A 14082-nucleotide genomic window follows, 5' to 3' on the forward strand; every position below is an offset into this window, starting at 1 on the left:
CACGTTCGCGGGTATAAAAATTAACAAATGTTAATTTTTATACCCGCGAACGCCTATTATACCGTCTTTTTTTTGTAAATTCACATTGTCCCTTAGCTAATTAAATAGCAATATACGAGACAGTTAAGTTTAATTTTTAGGGATTTAAAGTAAAGCTTAAGGTTTCAGAAACTACAGGGAGGAATATATGTTCCTCCCTGTAATTTCTAGATTTTTATTTAAAACTCTCTTTTTCCAAATTCACTATCAATAAATTTCGATTTGTTTTTCCCGTTTTTAAAGGTATACGACAAGTTAAGCATTACTATGTCTACTTCGTAAATGTAATTGGTTGTCGTGTAAAAGTCGTTCGGCCTAAATGTAGTTATCCGCTGTTCATTAGTGTTCAACATCCCCATATCGATGTTTTGCCACTGCAGGGTTGCGGTAAGCCTATCGTTTAAGAATGATTTTTGAAAAGTAAGATTTGGTGAGTAATACCTTGAATCTTCACCTTGAGCAGTTACCCTATCAGACAAATAATTAAAGGTAAATTGTATTGAAGCATTTTCCCAAAAATTATAAGTAGAATTTAAATTAATGGAATAAATGGTAGCATCTGAATCTACTGGTTGATTATCGAACTCGCCGTCAATAGCGTAGTTGTAAACATTCGCTCCAATAAAGTTGCTCCAGTTCTTTGTTGGTTTTAATTGTGCTCCAAACTCTAAACCAATAGCTTTTGCCGAACCAACATTGGAGTATATTCTGTTTAAAATAGTATCATTATAAACCGTATTTACTCGGTTTACCAAGTTTTTTACGTTTCTAAAATATCCCGTCGCAAAAATGGAATTGCCTCCTTTTATCTTTTTAGTAACACCAAGTTCAAACAAATCGATAAATTCTGGCCTCAGGTTTGGATCACCTTGCTCTAAGGTTTCAGAATGCTCTCGCTCTGGAAATGGATTCATCTTAAAAGTGGTAGTACGTTCTACTCGCTTACTATAGGCTGCTTTTACAGCTGTTTTATCGTTTATGGCATATTGAAGAGATGCCGAAGGATATAACTTTACAAAGTCGTAATTATAAGTTTCATCTATATCACCCGCCTTGTCTTTAAGTTCCAAGGTTCTGTCCATAGCTTCAACCCTAGCACCTGCAGCATAATCCCAATTTCCTGCGTTTCCTGTAAACTGACCATACACTGAGTGAATACTGCGCTGTAAATTCACTTCACTAGAAAACTCGGGTACTAAAGTGAAATCATCATCAAAATCGGTTCGCCTTTCATATACAAAATCTCCGGTGTGGTCTAAATTTCTGTATTGGTAACCCGCTTCCAGCACGCCGGCTTTAAATGGCTTAAAACTGTAATCGATCTGAAGCCTTACCCCGTGCAACGGGTTATCGTTGGTGTTATATTCATCTTGATACAAAATACTATTGTCTGGATGGCCCAAATTTTGGTTAACGGTTGGCCCTCCTAACAGCGTGTATTCGTAAAGTAAAGATGTTGATAATTTAGAGGAGTTTTTAAAAGTGTGTGCGTAATCGAAACTACCCAATGCAAAGTCACTTTTTCGTTCTCTTAAATTGTGATTAAAATATTGAAACGTGTACAATCGGTCGTTTTCATTATTTAAATCCACAGCATGGTTATCATAATACACAATATCTGCCAATCGTTCTTTGCTTCGCTTTCCGGCGAAAAAACCTAATGAAAACACATTGGTGGTATCGGGCGTAAAATCTACTGTAAAACGTCCGCTATAATTAGTTTCGTCAAAACTGCGCTCTCCTGTAGACGGAAATTGTGTTTTAATATCATCAATAATTGTGTAAACATCACCTTCCCTTCGGCCGCCAAGGTCGTTGCGCTGGTAACTGGCCCCTAAGGATACGTTCCATTTATCATTTCGCATGTTGTAAGTGGCGTCGATACCGTAACGTTGATGGGCTTTATCGTTGTTATATGTTTCTATGGATGGCAAACCACCTTTAACATTTATTTGTCCGAAAGCCCCATTTACGGCTCCTCTTTTAGTTATAATGTTTAAAATACCAGCTTTTCCTTCGGGGTCGTATTTAGCCGACGGCGCCGTAATGACCTCAACCCGTTCAATCGCATTAGCCGGCAATTGGGCGATTAGAGAGCTGGCATTACCTTGCACCGGTTTATTATTAAGCAGCACCACAAAGCCCGAGCTACCTCGAACACTAATTTCCCCTTGGCCATTAAGGGTTACGGACGGTAAATTTCTTATGACATCAATGCCCGATCCACCTTGGGCACTTTTAAACTTTTCGGCATCAAACACCTGGCGGTCAATTTTATTTACTACTATAGCACGCTCTCCATTTACAACCACTTCATTTAGGGTGTTACCTAAAGTGAGTTTCAAGGTACCCAAATCGATAGTTTCGTTTGTAGTTGTAATGATAATATTCTTAACTGTTTGCGCCTCATAGCCAATAAAAGAGGCTTCAATGTAATAGGTGCCTTTTTTAAGGTTTTCAAAGCTAAAATTTCCATTTAAATCGGTTACCACCCCAGTTACCAATGCGCTCTTCTTTTGGTTATAAATAGCGGCAGTAGCATACTCTAAAGCTGAACCGGTTTCATCAACAATTTTACCTTTTATTTGCCCGTAGGAATAAAGGACATTTAATAGTAGGGCTAATAATAAAATGTACTTGGTTTTAATCATAGTTTTTGTCTTTTATCTTCTTTTATTTGCAGCGCAAGATAGCATAGCTTTTATAACTATTTTGGTGTATTTGAAAAATAAATGGTAATTAGTATTTATTCGTTTTTCTTAAAATTTAACGGTGTCATTCCGGTATGTCTTTTGAAAAATTTGGTAAAGTTTGAGGTGTCTTTAAACCCTAAATCGAAAGCTATATCACTAATATTTTTTGTGGTATAGAGCAATTGACGTTTAACTTCTTTGATAATAAACTCTGCAATAACATCGGATGCTGACTTTTGAAATGATTTTTGGCAAACGGCATTTAAGTTTTGTGATGTGGTATGCAATTGTTTGGCATAAAAGGTCACATTATTTTTTAGGTTTTGAGACAATAACTCTAAAAACATATGCTCTACACTTGTTTTATTTATGGAAATTTTGTGTTTGGAGTAACCTATTAGTTTCGACAATACGGCCTTTAGTGCACTTTCTAAAAATTCCTGATTTACCTGAGCCCGTTTCATTTCCAAGCACAAGGCTTCAAAAAGCAACGGTAAAGCTTGGTCTTTTTCATCGATATTTATGAGCTCTAAATCTTTCAGAAGACTTAATTGAAAACGAACAGCATTATCGGTTATACGCTCTAAAAACGATTCTTTAATAATAATTACAAACCCCTCGGGAACCGAATCTATGCTCCAATGATGCACTTGGTCATTATGTATTAAAAAAGCAATTGGTGGTTTTATTTCATAAGGTTGAGCATCTAAATAATGAAACCCGCTTCCTTTTGTAAAAAATACCAACTCTAAATACTTGTTATGTTTATGGGGTTTGGTATAACGTTTAGCAACATCAAAAGGTTCGATTTTTATATCGCTAACCGAAGTAATTTTATTGTATGTTAGAATTTGATCGCTCAATGGAGGCTATTTAAGTCCCAACAAATCTATTAAGAGTTAATGGAAGAAACGAATACTTTAACACCCTATTAAAAATTATAATTGAGCAACGTTTTGCTTGGCGGCCTCAAACTCCTTTACAATCTCTTTAACAATTTGATGCACCGGTTTTATATCGTGAATAAGACCTGAAATTTGGCCAATTTCCAACTCGCCTTCTTCCAGATTGCCTTCAAACATGCCCTTTTTGGCTCGCCCTCGCCCCAGCAATGCTTTTAACTGCTCAACCGTTGGCGATAGTTTATATAGCTCCTGAACATCGTTATAAAATTTATTTTTTATTAACCGAACAGGCGCCAACTCCTTTAACGTAAGCTGCGTGTCGCCTTCCTTGGCATTGACCACAGCTTGTTTGAAATTGATATGCGCCGAACTCTCTTCGCTAGCAGCAAACCGACTTCCTATCTGCACGCCATCGGCACCTAAAACCATGGTCGCCAGCATGGCCTTTCCGGTCGCAATTCCTCCAGCTGCAATCAATGGAATATCCACTTGCTCCCTCACCATGGGAATTAAAGTTAATGTGGTAGTTTCGTCCCGACCATTGTGCCCGCCAGCTTCAAAACCTTCAGCTACAATGGCATCTACCCCAGCTTGCTGAGCTTTTAGAGCAAACTTCACACTGCTCACAACATGCACCACTGTAACACCGCGTTCCTGCAGCCAAGCCGTCCAAGTTTTCGGATTTCCCGCCGAAGTAAATACAATCTTCACGCCTTCTTCAACAATGATATCCATAATTTTTTCAATGTCTGGATATAGCATGGGTACGTTTACGCCGAAAGGTTTATCGGTAGCTTTTTTACATTTTTGAATATGTTCGCGCAGCACTTCCGGATACATCGAACCAGCTCCAATTAATCCTAAAATACCAGAGTTGCTCGACGCCGAAGCCAACCGCCAACCACTGTTCCACACCATCCCCGCTTGAACAATGGGATATTTAATATTGAAAAGTTCCGTTATTTTATTCGGCATTTACCTTTTTATAAGTTTGAAGGTTCTTGATTCGTTTGATGATTGAAGGTTTACAAAATAAACACCATTTGTTAATGACGCAATATTCACTTTAAATTTTGAATCGGTTAATATAAACGCTAAAACATGCTTCCCGTACACATCAAAAACATCTACGTAAAAAGTAGCATTTTTATTGAAGCTGAAAAACAATTCATTAGTAGCCGGGTTGGGAAACATTTTTATGGGCGTTTCATTTGAAAGCCCTGTTATTTCTAAAGCTGAACTTAAAGCCACCTCTAAATTGGGAATACCGTAGCCCAAAAAGTTATCCGGATTTTCAAATTGTGATGCCGACTCACGAATCAATTGCATAAGCTCAACATTGGTTTTGTTGGGCAAGGCTTGCCATAAACAGGCAATACCACCAGCCAATATGGGCGAACTGAACGAGGTGCCGTTAGCCGGACCAATTGCATCGTTTTCGTTTATAACAACACTGTTTTGCCCCTGGGCCACCACATCTGGTTTTTGAGAAGGTTGAAAGGAATTGCCCACCGAACTGAACGAAGCGTAATTGCCATTGGCATCTACCGCCCCAATGGATAATACGCCAGGAGAATCTGCTGGAGCCCCAACACCATTATTTCCTGAATTTCCAGCAGAATTTACTATCAGCAAACCTTTTTCAAAAGCGATGTTAGCACCTCGTGAAACAAAAGTGGTGTTTCCGTTAAAATCTGACGGTGAGTAGGCATAATTCGGATTGTCATAGGTTTTGCCGTAACCAAGTGATGAGTTTATCACATCTACCCCTAAACTATCGGCACGCTCAGCCGCTTCTACCCAGTAACTTTCTTCAACGGTATTTTCACTTGTACCATCCTCGGTTGTAAACAAATAATAAGATGCGTCAGGTGCCGTTCCCACATATTGCCCCTCGAGATATGCAGCCATCGTGCTGAGTACCAAAGTACCATGATTACCGGCTGTGTTGGTATATACATCATCATCTCTGTTTACAAAATCATAAGCTCCTTTAAGATTACCTGCGTCCCTTAAGCGTTGTAAAGCCGCCATGGTATTTACATTCGGAAAGCCGCCATCGAGAACAGCAATGGTTACCCCCGTACCAGTGTAATCTGAAAGATGCAACTGGTCGCCATTAATCATTTCAATTTGATTGAGTGCCTTACCATAATTAAACGCCGTTAAAACGGTTTCTGTTTTACGCTTTTGCTTAACCTCTTCACCTTTGGAAGCATTTTTATTTCTATCGGCAAACTCTATGGATTCAACAAAGGAAAAATTATCCTGCAAATTTTCAATATCAGATTGGCTGCCCCGAACGTGCAGCGCATTCATCCATTTCGATTTGGCTAAAACCGCAATACCCGGCGCCGCTTTTATTTGGGAAATATAATTTTCATTAACCGGCACATCGCGTTCATCAATAGCAATGCCGTGCCTGTTTTTACGGTCGATGGCCTTTTCTGAAAGAATGGAAGCTGGATTTGCTAAAGCTTGGGCTATATTTTCCTTATCGATTAAATACACCCAAGCATCCTCTTGAGCCATAGCCACAAGCTGGAACAAGAGAAGACTAAAAACAATCAGGCCCTTTGTCATAGTATTTTTGATGACAATTTACGAAATAACTCCCGACCCAACTAATTCATCTTCAATATACCATGCTACAAACTGGCCTTCGGTAATCGCCGATTGAAAATTTTCAAATTCTACATACAGTCCGCTTTCAACCTTGTGCAACGTCGCCTCTTCCAATGGTTGCCGGTAACGTATGCGCGCTTTTACCTGCATGGTTTCACCAACTTTAAGTGCTAAGTCTTCACGAACCCAGTGCAGTTCTTCGTTAGTTACAAACAATGCTTTTTTAAGCAAACCCGGATGGTTTTTACCTTGCCCCGTGTAAATAATATTTTCCTCAACATCGGTATCAATCACAAACAAAGGCTCGGGCGTACCCCCAACGGCCAATCCCTTTCGTTGCCCTTTAGTAAAATAATGTGCGCCCTGGTGTTTACCCACCACTTTTCCGTAATCTCTTTTATACTGCAGTTTACGCGACAGGTAATTCAGTTTGTCTTCTTCAGAAATAAAGGTTCTTTCTACATCATTATACAATTCCTGCTCCTTCGGAATTTCAACAATAACACCCTCTTTAGGCTTTAATTGCTGCTGAAGAAAATCGGGCAATTTCACCTTTCCTATAAAACAAAGACCTTGAGAATCTTTCTTTTCAGCGGTAACCAAATCTAATTTCGAAGCGATTTCGCGCACTTCCGTTTTGGTGAGTTCGCCTATCGGGAACAACGATTTACTTAATTGCTCCTGCGAAAGTTGGCACAAAAAGTATGATTGATCTTTATTCCCATCAATCCCAGCTAAAAGCTGATAGGTTTTCTGGCCATCTTTTTCAATAGTTCCCTTTCTGCAATAGTGGCCAGTAGCCACGTAATCGGCCCCCAATTCCAGAGCAATATCCATAAACACGTCGAATTTGATCTCACGGTTGCAAAGCACATCTGGGTTGGGCGTTCTTCCCTTTTCATATTCTTGGAACATATAATCAACAATACGTTCTTTATATTGTTCACTTAAATCGACCGTTTGGAAGGGGATGCCTAACTTCTCTGCTACAAGCATCGCATCGTTGCTATCGTCTAACCAAGGGCATTCATTCGAAATAGTTACCGAATCGTCGTGCCAATTCTTCATAAACAGCCCAATGACTTCGTAACCTTGTTCTTTAAGTAAATATGCCGCCACACTAGAATCTACACCACCTGAAAGCCCTATAATTACCCGTTTCATATGCAAAATTTTAAGCTGCAAAGATACATATAAATCTATTATTTATTACGTATTAAAAGCTGGCGATTGGAGGGTTAAAAAGGAAAAATGTTTATTTTATTTTAAAAAAACATAAACAGAATATATATTTTTGTTTAATTTTTTTATATATTTGCTAAACAAAAAAAATTTAAGAGCTATGAACACTTTAAAAACAATCTCAAAAATCGCATCTTTCGTGATGATTATGTTCTTCATGACATCGTGTAATGATGACGACGACAACAACAACATGCAACCTAGTTTGAACATTGTTCAAACAGCACAAACCTCAAGCCAGTTAAGCATTTTAGTAGATGCTGTAGTGCAAGCAGGTTTGGTAGATGCCCTTTCTGCTTCAGGGAACAAAACCGTTTTGGCTCCGACCAATGCCGCTTTTACAGCGTTTTTACAGGATAAAGGCTTTAACTCTTTATCTGATGTACCTAACGACGTTTTAACTCAAATTTTATTAAATCACGTTATCGCCGACACTAACATCTATTCAGCTTCGTTGGTCAATACCTCTGGCTATACCAATACTATGGCCGAAGGTCCTAATAACAGCAATCTAAGTTTGTATTTTGATGGCTCTTCAGGTGTGACCTTTAACGGTATGTCATCTGTACAAATTGCCGATATTGAAACCTCAAATGGAGTGGTACACGTTGTAGATAAAGTTATAGATTTACCTACTATTGCCACATTCGCCACCACAAATTCAAACTTATCCATTTTAGTTGATGCTTTAGCCTACGCCGACACAGGTAACCCAACAGTGCCATACATTAACACCGTTTCTGACGGAGAAGCGGGACCTTTTACTGTATTCGCTCCCACCAACGATGCTTTCGCGTCTTTATTGGCCGAGCTTAATGTTTCTGCCCTTACGGATATTGACACCGAAACCGTTGATGCTGTACTACTAAATCATATTGTAAATGCGAACGTTCAATCGAGTATGTTGACTTCCGGTACCGTTTCTACCTTAGGCGGAGACATCACTGCCGATGCCAATGCATTCACCTTAACCGATGCTAATGGAAGAATGAGCAATATTGTGACCTCTTTATTAGATATACAAGGAACTAACGGTGTCGTTCACGTTATCGATAAAGTTATTTTACCAGAAGCCGAAGAGCCGAATATTGTAGAAACTGCCCAATCGGTTGCCGATTTAAGCATTTTAGTGGATGCCGTTGTTAAAGCTAATTTAGTTGGTGCACTTTCTGCCGAAGGAAACAGAACCGTATTAGCTCCAACCAACGCTGCCTTTACTGCTTTTTTGAATGAAAAAGGATTTAATTCTTTGGCAGATGTACCAAATGATGTTTTAACTCAAATTTTATTAAACCATGTTATTCCAGATGCCAATATTATGTCGTCTGATTTAGCCGGAGCTATGGGATACACCAACACCATGGCCGGCGGACCAAATAATTCTAAATTAAGTATATATTTCGACGGAAGTGCTGGAGTAATGTTTAACGGCAGCGCCACGGTAACCACGGCAGATGTATCGACTTCAAATGGTGTTGTTCATATTGTAGATAAAGTTATCGACTTACCAACCATTGCAACGTTTGCTACTAGTAATGCTGCTTTATCGATTCTTGTAGATGCATTAGCTTATGCCGACACAGGCACCCCAACCGTACCTTATATTGAAACGGTGTCAAATCCTGAAGCTGGACCGTTTACCGTATTTGCACCAACCAACGATGCCTTTGCAAGTTTACTAACAGAACTTGAAGTTAGTGCTCTTACAGACATCCCTACTTCTACTGTCAATTCAGTTTTGCTACACCATATTGTCAATGCTAACGTACAATCATCACAGTTAGCCACAGGAACCGTAACAACATTAGGAGGCGATATACAAGCAGACGCAAGTGCCTTTACTTTAACCGATGCTAATGGAAGAACAAGCAACATCGTTACATCGTTAGTTGATATTCAAGCCTCAAATGGCGTTGTACATGTTATAGACAAGGTTATATTGCCTCCACTTTAAAATTTTTGGTTGGTTAGTTAAAAAAAGTGCTATGAATGAAAAACTCCTTAATTATTTAAGGAGTTTTTTTAGTTCAAAACGTTTCTTGTTTGGCCAAATTACCATTTTCGTAATATTTCCAAACCCCATGTTTTTCAGAATTTTTGTAGTTGCCTTCACAAATCAACTCGCCCTTTTTATTGAAAAATTTTGCAGGTCCGTGCAACTCTCCATTTTCGTAGTGATACGATTTTACAATAACATTGTTTTCAGAATACCACACCGACTCACCATGAAGTTTTCCCGCTACATAATTTTGTTTTTCGGCCACTTGTTCATTTGGATAATACACAAAACGTTCTCCATCCAGTTGCCCTTTATCATTATAATGCTCCAACGTTAAAAGGTTCTCATTATTTTTTTGATAATATTTCCAAGTGCCGACATAAGTTTTCCCATCCATTTTTCCTTCACCCACCAATTTCCCACTAGAAGTAAAAAACTTTACTTCAGCTAATTCGTTTTCTGGATTAAACTGTTTTGTGGCTGATAAAACCGCTCTGTTCTTATAATTTTTATAGAATTTAAAAAGCCCTATTTCCTTACCATGAAAAAATTCCCCCTCGTACCTTAACACGTCGGTACCTTCATATTTTTTTTGCCATTTGCCGTGGCGTTTGCCGTTAGCATCAAATTGATTAAAGTTTTGAGCCATGGAAACGGACGTAAAGACTAAAAAGATTAACAAACCGTATATAACTTTCATGTGGATTTCATTTTTGATTAGTAACGTGTAATTTGAAACTTTCTTATAACAAAAAAGCTGCCAACATGAAGTTATGACAGCTTTTCAGTTGAAATTTAAATAAAAAACTATTTCCGTCTATTTTGCATCTGTTTTTGTTGCTCGGCCTGCTCCATCATTTCGGCCATTTTCTTCTGGAAACGGTTTTGTTTTTTAGGTTGCTTCTTTTTCTCTTGGATTTGAGCGTGAATCTTATCCTCGTCCAAAATAAAATTCTTGATCACCAAGATGATTCCTATACTAATTAAGTTTGAAATGAAATAGTACAAACTCAAACCAGATGCGTAATTGTTAAAGAAAAACAACATCATTATTGGCGAGAAGTACATCATGTATTTCATCATTTTAGCCATATCGGGCATGCCTTCCTGTTGTGGTTGCGCCTGTACGTTTTGCCCGGTGGTTAATCGCATATAAAAGAAAATAGCGATAGATGCCAAAATAGGGAACAAACTCACGTGATTACCGTAAAACGGAATATTGAACGGAAGGTTGGCTATCACATCGTAAGATGATAAATCGTCTGCCCAAAGGAAACTTTTTTGTCTTAAATCGAATGCCGAAGGGAAAAACTGGAATAAGGCATAAAACACCGGCAACTGAATCAACGCTGGCAAACAACCCGCCATAGGGCTTGCTCCTGCTTTGGTTTGCAAGGCCAAAGTTTCTTGTTGCGCCTTCATTTTGTTGTTTTTGTACTTTTCGCGAATTTCGTCTAACTCTGGCTTCAAAATCTTCATTTTAGCCTGCGACAAAAACTGCTTGTACTGTACGAATGACAGACAGATTTTCACCAAAATAGTCATCACCACAATGGCGATTCCGTAAGGCATAAAACTACCTAAAAAGGCAAACAACGGCATAAACACATAACGGTTTATCCAACCGAAAATACCCCAGCCAAACGGTACAATTTCATCAAGGTTTCTGTCGTAAGCATTAAGCACTTCAAAATCACTGGGCCCATAGTACCAATCCATACTTTGGTTAATTTCACCGCCTTGCAATTCCAACGGAATTTTAGAGGTGAACAATTTGGTGTAAACCGTATCGACAGCTTCATCGTCAACCAAATTCTGCGCTGTTAAATGAGCCCTTTTAAACGGTGTATCTGTTAATAATACCGAAGTGAAGAAATGCTGCTTATAGCCAATCCACGATACGTCTTCAATAGTTTCATCGGCATCGCGAGCACCGGTATAATCATCCTTACCATCTTCGTATTCGTAATGAATATCGGTATACCGATTTTCGTACGAAATACTTTTGGCATGACGGTAACCCTTTAGTTTCCAGTCTAAATCAATTTGCTGCGAACTGTTAATAACATCCGAAAGTCCTTGCGAACGCACCGTAAAGCCCATCATATAATCATTATCTTTCAGCTCATAACGGTATTCCAAAAACTTAGTTTCAGAAACTTTCAATTTCATGGAAACCACGGTTAAATCACCATTTTTGGTAACCGAAGGCACAAAAGGCAAATCTTGTGTATTCAATACGCGGCTGTCCGTCGTTCCGAAATTAATATTGAATGCTGCGTTGTTATCTTTTACCAAATAAATAGGATCGGCATTAAAATCTACAAACTTCTTCAATTTAACTTCTGAAAGCACACCTCCTTTATGACTGAATTTTAAAGCCAATAAATCGGTTTCAACCAAAGTTTCGCCTTCGGACGATTGCATGGCCGAATACGCAAACGCGCCCAACTTATTTTTCAATTGCACTTGCTGCAATGAATCCAACCCAGAACCCACTACGAAATCAGTATTGGTATTTGCTACATTTTGTTGCTGTTCTTTGGCCTTTTTCTCGGCTTCAACTTGTTCTTGCTTGGCTTTTTCTTGGGCCTCCAACTCTTCTGGAGTAGGTTGGTTTTGCCAAAGCATATAGGCTAATATTCCAAAAATTAGGATGAACCCAATAATCGAATTGATATCTAACTTTTTTTCTTCCATTGTTTAATGTTTAGACCTGACCAGTTATGAAAACCAGCCAGGCCTTTTTTAATATCGTTTTGTTAAATCAAAAAACTAACCATTTATTTGTTTTGTGACACTGTGGCATTCTTTTTTTTCTTGCTACTAAGAGCAGCCTTTACAAAAGCCACGAATAGCGGATGCGGATTGGCCACGGTACTCTTATATTCTGGGTGATATTGAACGCCCACAAACCAAGGGTGATCTTGCAGTTCTACAATTTCTACCAAGCCAGTATCTGGATTTAATCCTGTGGCTTTCATTCCAGCAGCCTCAAACTGCTCTTTATAATCGCCGTTAAATTCATAACGGTGTCTGTGGCGCTCGGCAATACTTTCAGATTTGTATATATCGCGTACTTTACTGCCTATTTTTAAATCGCATGCCCAAGCCCCTAAACGCATGGTACCACCTTTATCCTCTACGGTTTTTTGGTCTTCCATTAGGGCGATTACTGGGTTTTCGGTTTCGGCATTTATTTCAACCGAATCGGCGTCTTTTATATTTAATACGTTTCTGGCAAACTCGATAACCGCCATTTGCATACCAAGACAAATCCCTAAAAATGGCACATTGTTTTCGCGCACATATCTTACCGCATCAATTTTTCCTTCAATACCACGTTCGCCAAATCCTGGTGCCACCAATACTCCATCTAAATGACCAAGTTTTAACTCGGCATTATCTTGATTAATATACTCTGAATGCACTGATTCTATATTCACCTTCACCTCGTTTTCAGCACCAGCGTGAATAAAGGCTTCCAAAATCGATTTATAAGAATCTTGTAACTCTACATACTTACCAATTAATCCAATGGTAATTTCGTTTTTTGGGTTTTTATGACGCTTCAAGAATTGGTTCCATTGGTCTATATCTGGTTTTGTACATTCTAAATCCAGCTTTCTTAGCACCACTTTATCAAGTCCTTCTTCCAACATTAAGTTAGGAACATCGTAAATGGTTGAAGCATCTATAGATTGAATAACGGCATCTTCCTTAACGTTACAGAACAAGGCCAATTTTCTTCTTAAATCTGAAGGTAAATTGTGTTCGGTTCTACAAACTAAAATATCGGCTTGCACCCCACTCTCCATCAAGGTTTTAACACTGTGTTGGGTTGGTTTGGTTTTTAATTCGCCCGCAGCCGAAAGATACGGCACTAAGGTAAGGTGGATAACTATACCGTTATTATCACCCAAATCCCAACGTAATTGGCGAACGGCCTCAACGTACGGTAACGATTCAATATCACCTACGGTTCCCCCAATTTCAGTAATTACGATATCGTATTTCCCAGATTTTCCAAGGATTTGGATACGTTCTTTAATTTCATCGGTAATATGAGGAACAACTTGAACAGTTTTGCCCAAAAACTCGCCACGACGTTCTTTTTGAATAACGCTCTGGTAAATGCGTCCTGTTGTTACGTTATTGGCCTGACTAGTAGGTCGGTTAAGAAAGCGCTCGTAATGGCCTAAATCCAAATCGGTTTCGGCCCCATCTTCGGTTACATAACATTCGCCATGCTCGTAAGGGTTAAGTGTACCCGGATCGACATTAATATAAGGGTCTAATTTTTGAATGGTAACCCGGTAACCTTGGGCCTGTAATAGTTTTGCCAACGATGCGGCTATAATACCTTTTCCTAGTGATGACGTAACCCCGCCGGTTACGAAGATATATTTTGCTGTACTTGTCATGATGCGCTTATAAACGCAGGCAAATTTACAAAATTAAAACAGTTAATGCCGAAATGTTTTTTAGTTATTTAAAGAGGAGTTGTTAACAACATTTCATAACGGTATTTGATACGCCATAAAACACCAAAAAACGCTGTTTTTCAAAACATTAAAAC

Annotated in this window: 9 protein-coding genes; 1 reads left to right on the forward strand and 8 read right to left on the reverse strand. The window is 38.8% G+C overall.

From position 1 onward, the window contains the following. Positions 1-218: 218 nt before the first annotated feature. The 5 genes from HC176_RS02005 to mnmA form a co-directional block, all read right to left on the reverse strand. Positions 219-2690: a TonB-dependent receptor gene (locus HC176_RS02005; protein WP_167916516.1), complete on the reverse strand. Its 2472-nt coding sequence runs from the start codon at positions 2688-2690 to the stop codon at positions 219-221. A gap of 95 nt (positions 2691-2785) precedes the next feature. Then, positions 2786-3595 carry a helix-turn-helix domain-containing protein gene (locus tag HC176_RS02010; protein WP_167916517.1) on the reverse strand — a complete coding sequence of 270 codons (810 nt, stop codon included), beginning with the start codon at positions 3593-3595 and terminating at the stop codon, positions 2786-2788. A gap of 75 nt (positions 3596-3670) precedes the next feature. Further along, on the reverse strand, positions 3671-4612 hold the full coding sequence (locus HC176_RS02015; RefSeq protein ID WP_167916518.1) for an NAD(P)H-dependent flavin oxidoreductase: 942 nt from the start codon (positions 4610-4612) through the stop codon (positions 3671-3673). Further along, positions 4613-6220: a S8 family serine peptidase gene (locus HC176_RS02020; protein WP_167916519.1), complete on the reverse strand. Its 1608-nt coding sequence runs from the start codon at positions 6218-6220 to the stop codon at positions 4613-4615. Between the two features lie 18 nt (positions 6221-6238). After that, positions 6239-7426: a tRNA 2-thiouridine(34) synthase MnmA gene (mnmA, locus tag HC176_RS02025; protein WP_245234809.1), complete on the reverse strand. Its 1188-nt coding sequence runs from the start codon at positions 7424-7426 to the stop codon at positions 6239-6241. Between the two features lie 178 nt (positions 7427-7604). Here mnmA and HC176_RS19945 point away from each other — a divergent pair, with 178 nt between their 5' ends. Beyond that, positions 7605-9458: a fasciclin domain-containing protein gene (locus HC176_RS19945; protein WP_245234810.1), complete on the forward strand. Its 1854-nt coding sequence runs from the start codon at positions 7605-7607 to the stop codon at positions 9456-9458. Between the two features lie 73 nt (positions 9459-9531). Here the strand turns inward: HC176_RS19945 and HC176_RS02035 are convergent, their stop codons facing one another. The 3 genes from HC176_RS02035 to HC176_RS02045 all read right to left on the reverse strand — a co-directional run bounded on the left by HC176_RS02035 (position 9532) and on the right by HC176_RS02045 (position 13927). Next, entirely contained in the window at positions 9532-10203 is a 672-nt protein-coding gene (locus HC176_RS02035; protein WP_167916520.1) for a toxin-antitoxin system YwqK family antitoxin, read from the reverse strand. Between the two features lie 107 nt (positions 10204-10310). Continuing rightward, positions 10311-12203, reverse strand: a complete 1893-nt coding sequence (gene yidC, locus HC176_RS02040) for a membrane protein insertase YidC (protein ID WP_167916521.1) — start codon at positions 12201-12203, stop codon at positions 10311-10313. Positions 12204-12286: 83 nt separating this feature from the next. After that, positions 12287-13927: a CTP synthase gene (locus HC176_RS02045; protein ID WP_167916522.1), complete on the reverse strand. Its 1641-nt coding sequence runs from the start codon at positions 13925-13927 to the stop codon at positions 12287-12289. Positions 13928-14082: the final 155 nt, after the last annotated feature.

The organism is Tamlana crocina, from assembly GCF_012037625.1.